Source organism: Streptomyces sp. NPDC027185 (assembly GCF_055567035.1).
The window spans coordinates 221795-236379 of record NZ_JBVHRF010000009.1; the positions used below are offsets into that span (position 1 = coordinate 221795).

At 75.9% G+C, this 14585-nt stretch carries 12 protein-coding genes and 1 pseudogene; 3 read left to right on the forward strand and 10 right to left on the reverse strand.

All coding sequences use genetic code 11. From position 1 onward, the window contains the following. Positions 1-62: 62 nt before the first annotated feature. A complete protein-coding gene (locus ACZ4M8_RS27000) occupies positions 63-536 on the forward strand; it encodes an ATP-binding protein (protein WP_467611635.1) in 474 nt (157 codons plus the stop codon). Between the two features lie 21 nt (positions 537-557). Here the strand turns inward: ACZ4M8_RS27000 and ACZ4M8_RS27005 are convergent, their stop codons facing one another. The 6 genes and pseudogenes from ACZ4M8_RS27005 to ACZ4M8_RS27030 all read right to left on the reverse strand — a co-directional run bounded on the left by ACZ4M8_RS27005 (position 558) and on the right by ACZ4M8_RS27030 (position 7276). Continuing rightward, complete coding sequence (locus ACZ4M8_RS27005) at positions 558-1667, reverse strand: DUF2637 domain-containing protein (protein WP_467611858.1); 1110 nt, start codon at positions 1665-1667, stop codon at positions 558-560. Positions 1668-1852: 185 nt separating this feature from the next. Beyond that, positions 1853-2326: a ricin-type beta-trefoil lectin domain protein gene (locus ACZ4M8_RS27010; RefSeq protein WP_467611861.1), complete on the reverse strand. Its 474-nt coding sequence runs from the start codon at positions 2324-2326 to the stop codon at positions 1853-1855. A gap of 130 nt (positions 2327-2456) precedes the next feature. After that, positions 2457-3197, reverse strand: a pseudogene (locus ACZ4M8_RS27015) (PIG-L family deacetylase); the annotation flags it as partial. 140 nt (positions 3198-3337) lie between these two features. Next, complete coding sequence (locus ACZ4M8_RS27020; RefSeq protein ID WP_467611638.1) at positions 3338-4843, reverse strand: DUF6056 family protein; 1506 nt, start codon at positions 4841-4843, stop codon at positions 3338-3340. Positions 4844-4895: 52 nt separating this feature from the next. Next, positions 4896-6335: a glycosyltransferase gene (locus ACZ4M8_RS27025; RefSeq protein WP_467611641.1), complete on the reverse strand. Its 1440-nt coding sequence runs from the start codon at positions 6333-6335 to the stop codon at positions 4896-4898. Between the two features lie 359 nt (positions 6336-6694). Beyond that, the gene (locus ACZ4M8_RS27030; protein WP_467611643.1) at positions 6695-7276 is read right to left on the reverse strand and encodes a TetR/AcrR family transcriptional regulator; all 582 of its coding nucleotides are present in this window, start codon (positions 7274-7276) and stop codon (positions 6695-6697) included. A gap of 66 nt (positions 7277-7342) precedes the next feature. Here ACZ4M8_RS27030 and ACZ4M8_RS27035 point away from each other — a divergent pair, with 66 nt between their 5' ends. Then, entirely contained in the window at positions 7343-8353 is a 1011-nt protein-coding gene (locus ACZ4M8_RS27035; protein ID WP_467611647.1) for a hypothetical protein, read from the forward strand. A gap of 7 nt (positions 8354-8360) precedes the next feature. Here ACZ4M8_RS27035 and ACZ4M8_RS27040 read toward each other — a convergent pair whose 3' ends face one another. After that, positions 8361-9203 carry a (2Fe-2S)-binding protein gene (locus ACZ4M8_RS27040; RefSeq protein ID WP_467611650.1) on the reverse strand — a complete coding sequence of 281 codons (843 nt, stop codon included), beginning with the start codon at positions 9201-9203 and terminating at the stop codon, positions 8361-8363. Positions 9204-9330: 127 nt separating this feature from the next. Here ACZ4M8_RS27040 and ACZ4M8_RS27045 point away from each other — a divergent pair, with 127 nt between their 5' ends. Further along, positions 9331-10098, forward strand: a complete 768-nt coding sequence (locus tag ACZ4M8_RS27045) for a GntR family transcriptional regulator (protein WP_467611653.1) — start codon at positions 9331-9333, stop codon at positions 10096-10098. A 47-nt stretch (positions 10099-10145) separates the two neighbouring features. Here the strand turns inward: ACZ4M8_RS27045 and ACZ4M8_RS27050 are convergent, their stop codons facing one another. The 3 genes from ACZ4M8_RS27050 to ACZ4M8_RS27060 all read right to left on the reverse strand — a co-directional run bounded on the left by ACZ4M8_RS27050 (position 10146) and on the right by ACZ4M8_RS27060 (position 14575). Further along, on the reverse strand, positions 10146-11012 hold the full coding sequence (locus tag ACZ4M8_RS27050) for a hypothetical protein (RefSeq protein ID WP_467611656.1): 867 nt from the start codon (positions 11010-11012) through the stop codon (positions 10146-10148). Positions 11013-11333: 321 nt separating this feature from the next. Then, positions 11334-12257, reverse strand: a complete 924-nt coding sequence (locus ACZ4M8_RS27055; protein ID WP_467611659.1) for a hypothetical protein — start codon at positions 12255-12257, stop codon at positions 11334-11336. A 662-nt stretch (positions 12258-12919) separates the two neighbouring features. Next, complete coding sequence (locus ACZ4M8_RS27060) at positions 12920-14575, reverse strand: PucR family transcriptional regulator (protein ID WP_467611662.1); 1656 nt, start codon at positions 14573-14575, stop codon at positions 12920-12922. Between the last annotated feature and the right edge of the window lie 10 nt (positions 14576-14585).

A 14585-nucleotide genomic window follows, 5' to 3' on the forward strand; every position in this document is an offset into this window, starting at 1 on the left:
ATGCATCTCCGTGAAGCTGTTCGAGAAGAGCCGGTGAGACGTTGTTCGGGGCGGGGGAGAGGATGCGTCAGCCTGTGCGGCGCGAGGACGGCGAACGATACGAAGCGGCGGCCGAGGGGGGCCGGGCCACCGCGGTGGCCGCCCGCGAACCGGACGTACTGGAGCGGAGGATCCGCCCGGCCGATCTCGGCGCGGTGGCGGAAGTGCGGCGCGCGTTACGGGAGTTACTGCGGCGCTGGGACGGCCCGGTGCCCGCCGGGCTCTTCGACACGGCGGCGCTGCTCGTCAGTGAGCTGGTCACCAACGCCCTGGTGCACACCGCGGGCGGCGCGCAGCTCACCGCGACCGTCACCGACCGGCTGCGGGTCGAGGTGCGGGACTGCGCCTCCGCCCGGCCCGAACCGCGTCCGCCGACGGGTGACGGCACCTCGGGCCGGGGGCTGATACTCGTCCGCTCCCTGGCCGACGCCTGGGGAGTGCTGCCGCACGCGTTCGGCAAGAGCGTCTGGTTCGAGCTGGGGAGCGGACCGGCCTGAGGCGGCGCGGTCCGCCCGCGCTCAGCCGAACTGCCGCTCGATCGCGGCGAGTTTCTCCTCCAGGGAGTCCAGCCGCGGCAGCGTCTGGGTGTCGTCCTCCGCCGTCAGATCGACGGTCTGCGGACGGGCCCCGGCGGAACGCCCCTCGGCCTCCGCGCCGTCGACGGCCTTCAGCGCCGGGCGGGCGGCGGTCGGCAGCGCACCCGCGGGCGCCTGCCGCGCCTCGCCGACGGGCTGCGGCCGCGGCGCCCCGTCCGGTACGGCGCCGGGCTCCGGCAGCGCACCGGCCGGGGCCGCGGACGGCTCGACCGGCACCTGGCGGGCCGCCCGGCGCAGGCCCCAGCTCCGGTGCTGCCGGTTGAGCGCCCGGATCCGGGCCCGGTCGATGCGCCCCTGGTCGCGGCGGTGCAGTCGGCGCCGGGTCTTCTCCCGGCGGTCCTCCCGGACCTCCTCGACCGCCTCGTCCAGCGACCGCACCCCCTCCAGCAGCATCAGCGACCAGGCGGCGAACGTCTCCCGGGGCGCCCGCAGCCACCGCACCACGCGGATCTGCGGCAGCGGACGCGGCACCAGACCCTGCTCCCGCAGCGCGGCGCGGCGGGTCTGCTTCAGCGCCCGGTCGAAGAGGACGGCCGCCGACAGCGACATCCCGGCGAAGAACTGCGGCGCGCCCGCGTGGTCCAGGCCGCGCGGCGCGTGCACCCAGTTGAACCACGCGGCCGCCCCGGCGAACGTCCACACCAGCATCCGCGAGCCGAGCGCCGCGTCCCCGTGGCTGGCCTCGCGCACGGCGAGCACGGAGCAGAACATCGCCGCGCCGTCGAGCCCGAAGGGGACGAGGTACTCCCAGCCGCCGGAGAGGTTGAGGTTCTGCTTGCCGAAACCGACCAGGCCGTGGAAGGACAGCGCCGCGGCCACCGCCGCGCAGCAGAACAGCAGCAGGTAGGAGGCCATGGCGTAGACGGCTTCCTTGCGGCGGCGGCGCTCCTCGCCGCGCTCCCAGGAGTCCTCACCGGACGACGGCCGGTTCGCCGTCCGCCTGAACAGCAGGACACCCCCGGCGGTCAGCACCCCGGCGAGCAGCAGCGCCCCCGGAACCAGCCAGTCCAGCGCCGTGTCGGTCATTCTCATTCGGGGATCCTTCGGGTAGTGGTACGCGTTTTCGCGCGCCACCTTGACGGAAGTCGCCGCCCCTGCCCCGGGATTCGGGACAACTGAACGCCAAGGGGTGCAAGGAGGTCCGCCCGCGTCGGCGTGTCCGTCGAACTCCCGTACCCGCTTGCCGGGGTGTGTTCGACGGGGTGGGAGGGGCGGGCTCAGCGGCGCCAGAGGAGTTCGGGACGGTACGGCGTGCAGGGGGCCAGGCGCAGGACGGGCGCGGGCCTGGCCAGGTCGTCCTGGTACAGGCAGCGGTCGCCGGAGCCGATCCGGCCCCGGCCGTCGGTCCACCACCTTTGGCCGGGCGACGCGTCGCACGGGGCCAGGCCCGGTGCGGTGGCGGCCGTCAGACAGAGGTGCCCGGCCGCCGGGCGCAGCAGCCCGCCGGGTCCGTACGTCCACGACTGGCCGGGGGAGCCGTCGCAGGGGCGGGTCCGGGCGGCGGGGGCGCCGCCGGCGTCCAGGCAGCGTTCCGCGGGGCCCGGTCCGTCGGCGCCGCCGATGCCGGACAGGATCTCGCCGCCGCGCGGCGCCCGGTGCGTCAGCGGGTACTCCCGCGCCAGCCAGCCGCGGTACAGGCCCGTCGGACGCGGCCGGGGGCAGTGGAGCGGGGCGCAGGTGACACCGCGCAGATACGCGCCGAACGCCGCTGTCTTCCGGGCCTGCCCGCGGCGTCAGGTTGGCGGGCAGGGTGGTCAGCGGGTAGCCGAGGTAGCCGCGGACGTCGGGGTGGTCGCGGACGGCGAAGGCGGCGCGCCGGAAGTAGCGGGCGGCGACGGCGTGGTCGCTGTGGTCGGCGAGGCGGGCGGCGGGGGCGCCGAAGCGGGTGGCGTCGAAGTCCAGCGTCCGGAAACGGTCCGCCTCGGTCTCCCGGGCCAGTGCGGCCAGCGCGTCGGTGAGGGAGGCGTCGGTGTAGGAACGGGTGCCGTCGGTGGAGTGCAGGACGCGGCGCTCGCCCCGGAAGAGCTTTTGCAGGCTCTGGCGGTGGTGGGCGGCGCTGCCCTCGCCGTGCGGGAGGCCGTCCGGCAGGCCGAAGAAGGTCAGACGGACCTCGGGACGCCCGGCGAGCGTGAAGGACGGGATCAGCGTTCCGCGTACCGCGAGATCGTCGTGGCGCCAGGCGTCGCGGGCACCGGCCAGTTGCGCGTAGGCGGCGCGGACACCGTGCTGGCGGTCGAGGACGTACGCGCCGCGGGGCCCTGCACGGCCCGCGTCGCCGGTGGTCAGGTAGACGGTGTGCACCGGGCAGCGGGCGGTCAGCAGCCGCTGGACGGACGGGGTGAGGAAGAGCAGGTCGTCGTCCTCGTGCGCGACGCCCACCAGCGTCCGGTGGCAGGGCGCGGCCCGGTCGCCGTCCCAGGGCCGCGCCGGCTCGCCGGTGGCGGCGGGACGGCCCGGTGTCAGCAGCGCGGTCAGTGTCAGGGCCAGGAGCAGCAGCGCCGCCGTCACCGCGAGGGGGCCGGGGAGCGAAGGCCGCCGGCCGGTGCGTGGTCCGTCAGCCATGTGCCCTCCCGGTGTGCCTGGGCAAGACCTCACCGCAGGGGTGGCCGCCCTCCACAGGGGCGGGCCGCCGGTGGGAGGGTGCCGCCGCCGGGTACGGCGGAAACCGGCGCGCCGTGGCGTTCACCCGGACGGCGGAGGCGTCAGGGCTGCCGGGTCCCGAGGGTGAGGCGGTCGAGGTGGTAGTAGCGCGCGGCGCACGCCGCCGACCAGCGCGGTTCGCCGTGCGCGTCGAACGGCTCCGTCATGTCGGCGATGACCAGCGGGGTGTACGGCGCGGTCCTGGCGCCCGCGGCGGCCTCGGCGCGCAGCGACCGGTCCTGCCGCTCCCACGCGTGGGCCCGCGTCCGCATGGCGGCGTCGAGGTGGGCCACGGAGAGCAGCAGCGCCGCGCAGACCACGGCGCACACCGCCGCGGCGGCGGCGAGCGGCGGCCCGGTCCGTCGGCACCGCCGCCGCACGGCCCGTCCCAGGAGTGCGCCCGCGCCGGTGAGCAGCAGCAGATACGGCAGGACGAAGTCGTTCCAGATGCGGGTCGAGGACGTCACGTGGCCGCCGAAGACGGGATAGGCCAGCAGCGTGCAGAGGTAGCCGGAGACCAGGAAGACCACGACGGCGGCGGCGGTCAGCAGGGCGACGGGGCGCGCCGGGCGGGGCGGTGCGCCGGGGGCGGGCCGTGCGAGCAGGGCGAGCAGTACGCCCGCGGCGACGGCGGCGAGGTAGGCCCGGTTCGTCAGCAGCATGCCGAGGATGCGGGCGAATCCCTCCAGTGCGCCGAGCAGGGAATCGGCGGCGAACATCTCGGAGGTACCCGCGCCGTGCCGCTCACGGCGGATCCGCAGCCCCGGGGAGGTGTACAGCACCACCCCGCCGGCCAGACAGCCCGCGAGCCCCGCCGCGCACCACCGCCGCAGGAAGGGCCGGGCGCCCTCCCCGGCGATCCGCCCGGCCAGCAGCCAGGCCGCGGTCAGGGAGAGTACGGCGATGACGGTGGTCTCCTCCGAGAGCGTCGCCATGAGGACACCCGCGACGAGGACGGTGGCGAGCGCCGCCCGCCGTCCGGCGCGGCTCCGGGCCCGCAGCAGCGGCAGCGCCGCCGCGCAGGCGAGCACCGGCGGCAGCGTGTGCGACACCGAAGCGGCGGGCCAGAAGAACGTCTTGTACGTGTTCCGGGAGGCGAGGAGGAAGAGCGCCGTGACGACACCGGCGACGAGCGGCGCGGTGCCCCGGGGCGCCGTGAGGGCGGCCCGGCGCAGCACCGCCGCGGTCACCGCCCACAGGACTCCCAGCATCACCACGCCGCTGAGCAGCGGGAACCACTGGTGCCCCGGCACACCGAACTCGGCGTACGCGCCGACCAGCAGGGCGTTGACGACGCGCCCGTTGTCCTTGGCGTAGAAGGTGTCGACCAGCGCGGCGATCCCGCCGTCGCGGACCACCGGCAGGAAGCACCACTCGTCGCCGCTCGGCCGCACCCAGCGGCCCGCCCACGCCGCGGCGGCCAGCGGCGCCAGCGGGGCGAGGGCGAGCAGCGCCAGCCGGCGGCCGCCGGGCCGGGGGGTGGCCCGGGGTGCCGCGCTCCGGTGCGCCCGCTGCGGCGGCGGGCCCGGTTCGCGGGGGACGGTGGTGCCGGTGGCGCGGTCGGCCATGGCGGTACTGCCTTTCGACGTCGCCGCCCGGGGCGGCCGGTCCATGAGGTGATCAGCCCGCCTCGGGCCGGTCGGCCGGGCGCCGGAGCGGGGCGGCCGGCCGGCGCCGGGGGGCGGACGCCGCGTCGCCCGAGGTGATGGCCCACCGGGCGAGCAGGAAGGAGACGGGGGTGACGAGGACGCCGGCGGCGAGCGCGGCGAGGTTGCGCTCCACACCGAACCGGCTGACCGCGACGTAGAGCAGGACGCCGGAGGCCACCAGGTTGAACAGGCTGGACAGCGGGTAGCGGACGAGACCGCGCCAGGTGGGCCGGGCCCGGCAGGTGACGCGCGAGTTGAGCAGGAACGACCCGAGCGTGCTGACGGCGTAGCCCAGTACGTGCGCGGCGAGATAGGGGATGACGCGGTTGAGCGCCGCGTACACGGCGAGGTACACGCCGGTGTTGACGCAGCCGATCAGCGCGAACGTCACGAACTGCCGGGGCGCCCGGAGGTGCGCGCGGCCCGGCTCGGGCTCCGCCGCGGCCGCCGCCGGTACGGTCACGGGCAGCGGATCGGCCGCCGGAGAGGCGTCGGTCTCCCGGACGACGTACGGCGGCCGCCGTTTCGCCTCGTGGTAGATGCGGCCGACGTATTCGCCGATGACCCCGAGGGTGACGAGCTGGATTCCGCTCAGTGCGACGACGGCGGTCAGCAGCGTCGCGTAACCCGGTACGTTCGCGCCGTTCAGGGCGACATTCGCGACGACCCACAGGGCGTAGGCGAGCGCGGAGAGGAAAACCCAGAGTCCGGCGTAGATCGCGAGGCGCAGCGGGCGGTTGTTGAACGACAGCAGGCCGTCGATACCGTAATTCAGCAGCCTTCTGCTGCCCCATTTCGACGAGCCCGCGGCGCGTTCGGCATTGCGGTACCGGAAGGTGACCGTGTCGAATCCGATCCAGGAGAAGATGCCTTTCGAGAAGCGGTTGCTCTCCGGGAGGGTGAGGACGCTGTCCACCGCGCGCCGGGACAGCAGCCGGAAATCCCCGGCGCCGTCGACCAGTTCGACCTCCATGAAACGGCGCACCAGCGTGTAGTAGGCGCGGCTGAGCGCGGTGCGCACCAGTCCGTCACCGGCGCGGTCGCGGCGCGGTACGACCTGGTCGTAGCCGTGCCGCTGGAGGGCGACCATCCGCGGGATCAGCTCCGGCGGGTGCTGGAGGTCGGCGTCCATCAGCACCACCGCGGCGCCGCGCGCCATCCGCAGCCCGGCGAGCATGGCGGCTTCCTTGCCGAAATTCCGGCTGAAGAAGGTGTAGCGCACCCGGGGGTCGGCCACGGCGAGGGAACGCAGCAGCGCGCCGGTGCGGTCGGCGCTGCCGTCGTCCACGTAACAGACCTCGAAGGGCTCCCCGGTCCGGTCGAGGGTGGTGACGAGTGCCGTGTGGAACTTCTCGATGACCGCTGCCTCGTTGAAGCACGGCACCACGACCGACAGCTGCAGGGCGGTCACCTTGCTCTCCTCGCCTCGGAACGGACGGATTTCCGTACCGGAACGGGCCGCATACCGTGCCGGAGCAGGTGGGCGGCGAGGTCCCGGTACGCCGCTGCGGAATGCGGGTGCGGCCCCTGAATTCACCCGAATGGCGCGGGCGGCCCGGCTCCCCTTCGCATCCCACGGCCGCATCTAATCACTGAACGTGTGCCGTGCATTCGCCACACGCCCTCGGGGGCGGGGGTGACCCGATCGGCTCAATCGCCGCCCTTCCCGCGAGGAGGCGGAAGGGACGGTGAAAGGCCCGGGGGAGGAAACAATCAATACCGTGAAGGAGTCGGAGGAGAGGCGCGGCGGAATTCCCGGGTATTTCCCGGCTACTGTTTCCGCCCCGTCAACCACCCGGTGATCACCCGGAGTTCGGCGACGGTGGCCGTGCGGTCCGCGCTCTCGTCGGCGAGATGGGCGGCGTCGATGAGGTTGCGGATCCACCGGGCGGCGGACGGCGCGGGCAGCGGCAGGGCGCGGCCGGGGAGATCCGCCAGCCGTGCCAGCAGAGTGGTCAACGCCTCCTGGAGCTGGGCGTCCAGGGAGGTGAGCAGCCGGGCGAACTCCGGGTCGCGGTTGGCCTGGAGGGCGGCGGCGGAGGCGAGGCCGGGGGCCAGCGGGTCGGTGAGTTCGCCGATCAGGTGGTCGGTGAGGTGGTCGAGGCCGGTGTCCGGATCGGGGGCGGCGAGCGCCTCGGCGCAGCGCCGGGCGGTACGGGGCAGATCATCGGCGAAGACCGCGTGGAACAGCTCGCGTTTGGTGGCGAAGTAGTGGAAGAGGGTGCCGGAGCCGATGCCGGCCCGGCGGCAGATCGCCGCGGTGCTGGTCCCGTCGACGCCGTGGGCGGCGAACTCGGCGGCGGCGGCCTCGACGATCGCGGCGCGGCGGCGGGCATGGACTTCGGGATTCACGGTGCGCACCCCTGCATGATGACGCACCCCTCATTAATAGAGTGGCTGCTCTGTTAATGTGCCCGCGTGTCCTCAGACTCCGTAGCTCCCGCCCCGCCCGCGCGGCGCCCGTGGTGGCGCCGCGCCGCGCCGGTCACCGGTCTGCTCCTGCTCTCGCCGTTCTGCGCCGAGTACCTCGTCGGCTACCAGGGCGTGCTCACCAACCCCGTGGAACTGCTGGGCGCCGTGGTGTTCGTGCTGCCGATCTACGGCGCGCCCGCGGTCTTGATCCGCGAACTCACCCGCCGCACCGGCCGCGGTTGGCCCACGCTGCTGCTGCTCGCCACGGCGGCGGGGCTGATCCAGGCGGGCTGGGTGGACCAGTCGCTCTTCAACCACCGGGACTTCGCCGACGGGCCGCTGCCCACCCTCCTGCCCTGGCTCGACGCCGACGCCGGCCAGTTGCTGACCTTCGTCGTCGGCCATGTGGTGTGGAGCTTCGGCGCGCCCGTCGCCGTGGTCGAGTCCTGCGTACCGGACCGCGCCGGACGCCCCTGGCTGGGCCGGTGGGGTACGGCGGTGCTCGCCGCGGTGTACCTGGCCGGGACGGTCTTCTTCACCTACCAGCTGGTCGTCCTGCCGGGCTTCCACGCCCGGCCCGGACAACTGGTGGCCGTCGGGGCGGCGGTGGCGGCGGCCGTCGGCGCCGCCTTCGCGCTGCCGCGGCGGGCCGCGCGGACGACCGGCTCCGCCCCGCCGCCGTGGTGCGCGGGCGGCGTCGCACTGGTGCTGCTCGCGGTCTTCGTCACGCTCAACGACCAGTGGGCGTGGCGCGGGGTGGCCGTCGCGGTGGCCGCGCTGGCGTTGCTCGGGGCGCTCCTGGCGTCCTGGTCGCGCCGCCCGGGGTGGGGCCGCGGCCACCGGCTGGCCGTCGCCGGCGCCGCACTGCTCCTCTACGCCTGCCTCGCGTTCGTGGTGAACCCCGAGAACGTCCCGCAGTCCGTGCTCCTCACCGCGCGCGGCGCCGTCCTGCTGGGCGTGGTGGCGCTGCTGTACGGCGCGGCGCGGCGCGTGGCGCGGGCCCGTACGGCGGGCTGATCCGGGCTCAGGCGGTGGCGGCCAGCCGGGCGACGCGGTCGCTGTCGCAGGTGCGGGGGCAGGTGACGCAGGTGTCCTCGGGGCGCAGCGTGTAGAACATGCAGCAGCTGGCGCGGTCCCGGGTCGGCAGCACCTCGCCGTTCGGCCCGGTCAGCTCGCGGAAGGCGGCGGAGCCGACGAACGGGGCGGTGGCGCCGGGCAGCAGCCGCTGCAGCTCGGCGACGGCGCGCCGCTCCTCGCCGAGCAGGTGCCCGAGGTACCACAGCCCCTCGGCGATCTCGTCGGACGCCATGCCCCACAGGGCGCGCGGACCGCGCCGGGTCCGGCGGCGGAAGCCGTCCAGCACCGGCCCCAGATGTGCGGCCACCGCCTCCCGTACCGCCGCGCGCAGCGCCTCCTCGTCGGGGACCACCCGGGCTCCGGGCAGCTGTGCCGCCGGGTCCTCGGGAAGGCACGCGAACGAGCGAACGCGTACCGCCATCCGGCCCTCGCCGCGGTGGAAGGCGACGTCGGCGGTGGGCAGCGACGGCACCCGGCGGTGCAGGAACCAGGGGACGGTGATCAGCAGGCAGGCGGGCCAGGCGTAGCGGTGCAGGGCGAAGGTGGCCACGACGTCGGGCCGGGCGCGGGTGCCGTAGTCCCGCTGGACCTGCGCGTCGTCCCAGCTCAGGAAGGTCTCCAGGGCCTCGCCGCCCGCGGCCAGGGCCGCGGCGCCCACCCAGCCGTCGCCGTCCGGCAGGGCGGCGTCCGTCTCGGTGACCCGCAGCGACGGGAGCACCTCGGTGAGCCGGGCGTAGGCACCGGAGAAGGGGGACGTGGGGGCGGACGTGGCGAGGGCAGCAGAAGGCATGCGGGGACCACCGAATCGCGATCGTTAGCAGGTAAGGCTTACCTTAGCGGAAGCGTACCCGCGGGGTGCGAACTGGGAACCTTCGCCGTTGACGCCTAAAGTTCTGGGGATGTCAGGAGGCACCCCCATGGAACAGGGCAGAGCGGACCACGGCCCGGCGGCCCGTCCCCGGGTGCCCGCCCAGGCCGGTTCCGCCGCGGACCGGACCGGGCCCGCCGCACCCGGACACACCGCCCCCGGGGCAGCCGCCGCACCGCCGGTGATCCGGCCGCGGCGGCACTCCGTCCGCGGGCAGATCCTCGCGGCGCTGCGGCAGGCGCTCCTCGACGGGGAGCTGACGCCGGGGGAGCTCTACTCCGCGCCCGCCCTCGCCACCCGGTACGGCGTCTCGGCGACCCCGGTCCGGGAGGCGATGCAGCAGCTGGCGGGGGAGGGCGCCGTCGAGGTGGTACCCAACCGCGGTTTCCGGGTCGCCGAGCACAGCGTCCGTGACCTCGCCGAGGTGGCGGAGGTCCGGGCGATGCTGGAGGTCCCGGCGGTGGTCCGGCTGGCGGGCGGGGTGCCGTGCCCGGAGCGGTGGGACGGGCTGCGGCCGCTGGCCGCCGCCGGGGTCGCGGCCGCGGCGCGCGGCGACCGCGCCGGGTACGCCGAGGCGGACCGCGCCTTCCACCACGCCCTGATGTCCCTCACCGGCAACCGCCGGCTGGTCGCGGTCGTCGACGATCTGCTGCGCCGCGCCCGGCGTCCGGCCGGCGGCCCCCGCCCGCGCCCGGCGGAGCTCCAGGCGGACGCCGCGCAGCACGTCGCGCTGCTGGACGCGCTCTGTGCCGGCGAGCCGGAGCGGGCCGGACGTCTCGCCCGGGAACACCTCGCCCCCGGCGGCCGGCGGCACTGAGCCGCACCGCCGCGCGGGCGCCCGGCACCGCCCGCGCGGCGGTGCGGTCAGTCCGTCACCAGCTTCTCCAGCGGCAGCGCGGCGGCGTCCGCGGCCGGACGGGAGAGGTACAGATCGGCGTGGTAGTAGCCGTCGGCCTCCTTGCCGGTGGTCGGCAGGGCCCGCTCGGCCAGCGCCGCGAAGGCCGCCCGCCGCTCGTCGCCGTCCGCGAACCGGCGCTGGCGAAACGTTCGGGCAGGCAGTTTCTCCGTCACCAGCCCGGCGCGCGCCAGCAGTTCGGTCACCGGACGGTACGAGACGGTCCGCAGGACGAACGCGGCGATCCACGGCGGCGCGGTCACCGCGTCGAGGAGATGCCCGAACGTGCGGGCCGTGATGTAGCCGACGCCGCCGGTGACGGTGATCAGGTCGGTGCCGGCCAGCGCGGCGCGCAGTGCGGCGCTGGGCCGTGCGGTCTCCAGGTTCTCCGCGAAACCGGCGTCCAGCAGACCGGCCTCGCGTCCGTAGCGTACGGCCCGGTCCGCCGCGTCGATCCCGGTGAGGTGGACCGCGTCCGCCCGGCGCCGGGCGGCGAAGTACGCCCGGTCGGCCGCGACCTGCTCCGCACCGTCCGGGCCGGGGGCGGTGTAGCGGGCGTAGAGGTCGGTGAGGGTCAGGTGGTGGTTGAGCAGGGCGGCGTTGATGCCGTACGAGCAGCACAGGTCGACGACGCGCAGCGGCGGCCGGTCGGCGCGGCGGCGGCGCAGGGCGTCGGTGGCGGCGCGGAAAAGGGCCTGGCCGTGGTGCGGGATCTGGTAGTCGAGCGGCTGGAGGGTGGTGAAGTAGCGGCGTGGATCAGGGCAGTTGTAAATCGCCTCGAAATCAGCCTTGCCCCAGTCGGACGAGGTGATGGGGCGGGTCGCTTCAGTTGCCACGGATGCCTCCTGAAAGCTCTGCCGAAGGGCGGGGATCCGCACCAGCATCCAGTCCCCGATCCGGCCCGGCACCGTCACTTGCGGCCATTTTCGGCGTTCCGGCCGGAGCGCGGGCCACCTCGGGCGGCCGTTCCGGCGGAGGCGAGGTGCGCTGGCAGCGCGCGTGCGGCGGTCGGCGGCGGCGGCCGTTCCGGCCCCGACACCGTAGGTTTTCGGCCGATGACGGCAGGGGTGGGCATGGCCGGTGTCAGGCGCTTGACGGGGTGCCCGCGCTGCCCCGTGCGGCCCGTCCCGGGCTCCGGGGCGTACCGCACGGGCGGGTCACGCCCGCTCCCCTCCCGGCTCCCCGCGTCCCGCCGCGTCCCCGGCTCCGCCCTCGTCCAGGAGGGCGCGCGGGAAGCGGCCGGTGAGCCAGGTGGGGAGGCCGCCCATGAGACGGAAGAGGCGGGCGGCCTCGGTGAGCAGCCGGGCGGCGTCGGCCTCCGGCGCCGCGTCCGCCAGCGCGACCAGCGCGGGCGCCGTACCGACCAGGAAGCCCAACTCCTCCCGGATCCGCAGCGATTCGGAGAATCCGTGCCGCGCCTCGGCGACCTCGCCGTTGCGCAGGGCCAGTCCGGCGAGATGGCGCCAGGTGGCGGAGAGGAGTAAGGAGTCCCCGGCGGCGGTGGCACCGGCGTGGGCCCGCAGGTAGGCGGCGCGCGCGGACTGCGGGCTGTCCGCGACGTGTTCGGAGAGCAGCCCGCGCCGGAAGTCCAGCAGCGGCCGGCCGGGCGCCCCGGGCGCGAGGAGCGCCGCGGCCCGGCCCAGCGCGGAGCTGGCCTCGTCGGCGCGGTCGCGGACGCCCAACACGGTCGCGGCGTAGGCGAGATGACCGCGTTCGCAGGCGGCGGCGGCGCGCTCGTCGTCGCCGTCGGCCAGCGCCTCGGCGGCGCGCAGCGCGTCCTCCGCCGCCGCCCAGCCCGCGGCGGTGTACATGCAACGCTCCACCAGGAGGGCGGCGCGGTGCAGGGCGGACGGTGCGTGGGTCGCGGCGTACGGGGTGAGCAGCGCCGCCGCGTCGTCCCAGCAGCCGCGGGAGCGCAGCCGCCACACGGCGTGGTCGAGGGGGGTGTCGCCGGGCGCCCGCGCCGCGGGGACCGGGGGCGGGGCCGGGGCCCGGCGGGCCGCTGCCGAAGTCGTGGATCGCGGGGATGCGCTGGGCGCCGGAGCGTCCGGGGATCCCTCGGGTTTCGCGGATTTCGGCATAGCGGTATCCGCCACCTTGCCCTCCCGAGCGCGCCATTGAGCTGGAAATCGAGCGGTAATTGGAAGCCGTGGGCGCATCTCAGCACGGATCCCGCGGCCGGGCCAAGGGTCCGGGTGAATGTTTTCACAAACGCCCCGAACCGCTCCGGCGCCGGGAAACACCCCGCGATCACCGGGCCCCCGGCCCCGGCGCACGTACGGCGCACCCGGCGCACACCACCCCGGCGTCGCCCGATCGTGGTACCCCGAACGGCCGCCCGCCCGCCCGGGGACGGCCGGACGCGGCCACCCGGTGCGCGGCGTTCCCGCCTCCGCGCGGGCCGGTTCCGTAGCGGTGCCGCCGCCGGCCCGGTGCCGTCGCCCCGGCGTGCGCCCCCCAGCGGTGGTACGGATTCCGTGGGGGTGCGGCGGTACGGGGGGAGGTGTGGGGGCGCCGCAGGATCCGGTTCGCGGCATGGCGGTGTCAGGCCGGCTCAGGGGCACAGCGCCCGGTTCGGCGGCCACCGGGCCGCCCCCGAGGCACGGCATCGCGCGTTCGTGGCGGCGGCGGCCCACCCCGGGGAACGGCGGTGTCCGGTCGGTACGAGGCACGCCGGCGCCAGGTCGGTTCACGGCGTGGCGTCCCGCCCGCGCGGTGCCGCCGGGCCGGTGCCCGCGTCCCGTCAGCTCATCCGCAGGGCGAGGAAGAAGTCGAGCTTGTCCTCCAGGCGGGAGAGGTCGCGGCCGGTCAGCTGCTCGATGCGGCCGACGCGGTAGCGCAGGGTGTTGACGTGCAGGTGGAGGCGGGCGGCGCAGCGGGTCCAGGAGCCGTCGCAGTCGAGGAAGGCTTCGAGGGTGGGGATCAGTTCGGCGCGGTGGCGGCGGTCGTAGTCGCGGAGCGGGTCCAGCAGGCGGGCGGTGAAGGCGCGGCGGACGTCGTCGGGGACGAACGGCAGCAGCAGGACGTGCGAGGCGAGTTCCTCGTGGCCGGCGGTGCAGACCCGGCCGGGGCGGGCGGCGGCCACCCGGCGGGCGTGCCGGGCCTCCTCCAGGGCGCCGCGCAGGCCATCGGCGGAGTGCACGGGGGCGCTGACGCCGATCGTCAGCCGGCCGTCGTCGCCCAGCCCGTGGCCGAGCGGTTCCTCGACGGCGGCCAGCAGCGCGGCGGCGCGCAGTCCCTCGCTCCCGCCGTCGTCGGCGGTGGCGGGCAGCGGGACCAGCGCCACGGCCTTGTCGTCGGTGTGCGCCACGGCGATCCGGTCGGACGGCTCCGTACCGGACGTGCCGGGGGCCGCCAGCACCTCCTCCAGCAGAGCCTGCGCCACCGGGCCGCCCGGCTCCGCCGCACCGCCGCGTTCGACGCGGGCCACCACGATCTGCCACTGCGGTGCGGCGCCGGGGCCGGGCAGCAGCACCGGGGCCGCCAGCCGCAGCCGGGCCGCGATCTCGGTGGGCGCGGCGCCGGTCTGGATCAGCTCCAGGACCTCCTGGGCGAGCCGCCGCCGCACCGTGCGCGCGGTGTCCCGCCGCTCGCGCTCCACGGCGATCAGCTGGGTGACGCCCTGGAGCAGGTCGAGCCGTTCGGCGGGCCAGTCCGCGATGTCCGCCTCGACGGCCAGCAGCCAGTCCGACAGCGGCGTCCCGTGCGCGCCGGGGCCCTCCGGCCGTACGGGGAAGAGCGCGTACGCGGTGTCGTCGAGGGTGACGCGGTACGGGCCGCGGCGGCCCTCGCGGCAGGCGGCGAGGTGGGCGCCGGCCAGCCGCGCGCCGACACCCTCGGCGAGGGCGGGCCCCTGCCCGGTCAGGGTGGATCCGGCGATCTGCCGGCCGGTGGGGGAGAGCACCCAGGCGCGCAGGTCGAGGTCGGAGCCGAGGAGGTCGAGGACGACGTCCGGGCCGCCGCCGGCCGGGCCGGACGTCATCAGGCGGCGGTGGCGGTCGACGACGGCGGCGAGATCCCCGGCGCGTTCGGCGGAGACCTGCCGGACGACGTACTCGGTGATGGAGGCGAACGAGACGGCCTCGGCGACGGCGAAGAGCGGCAGCCGGTGGCGGGCGCAGGCCGCGATCAGGTCCTCGGGGACGGGGCCCAGCTCCGCCGTGCCCGCGGCCAGTCCGGCGACGCCCTCGGCGGCCAGGACGCGGACGAAGTTCTCGGCGTCGCCCGGCTCGCGGCGCCAGGCCAGGCCGGTCAGGACCAGTTCGCCGCCGGAGAGGTAGCGGCTGGGGTCGCGCAGGTCGGTGGTCATGACGGCGCGGACCGTACGCTCCAGCTCGTCCTCGCCGCCGAGCAGGCTCAGGCCCAGGGATGCCGTGTCCAGGAGTGCGCGGAGCCGCATGACCTCGCCC

Coding starts and splice junctions, on each gene's coding strand:
- ACZ4M8_RS27055 (WP_467611659.1), bottom strand. CDS start 12,257: ATGCCGAAATCCGCGAAACCCGAGGGATCCCCGGACGCTCCGGCGCCC.
- ACZ4M8_RS27060 (WP_467611662.1), bottom strand. CDS start 14,575: ATGCGGCTCCGCGCACTCCTGGACACGGCATCCCTGGGCCTGAGCCTG.
- ACZ4M8_RS27040 (WP_467611650.1), bottom strand. CDS start 9,203: ATGCCTTCTGCTGCCCTCGCCACGTCCGCCCCCACGTCCCCCTTCTCC.
- ACZ4M8_RS27000 (WP_467611635.1), top strand. CDS start 63: ATGCGTCAGCCTGTGCGGCGCGAGGACGGCGAACGATACGAAGCGGCG.
- ACZ4M8_RS27005 (WP_467611858.1), bottom strand. CDS start 1,667: ATGAGAATGACCGACACGGCGCTGGACTGGCTGGTTCCGGGGGCGCTG.
- ACZ4M8_RS27020 (WP_467611638.1), bottom strand. CDS start 4,843: ATGGCCGACCGCGCCACCGGCACCACCGTCCCCCGCGAACCGGGCCCG.
- ACZ4M8_RS27045 (WP_467611653.1), top strand. CDS start 9,331: ATGGAACAGGGCAGAGCGGACCACGGCCCGGCGGCCCGTCCCCGGGTG.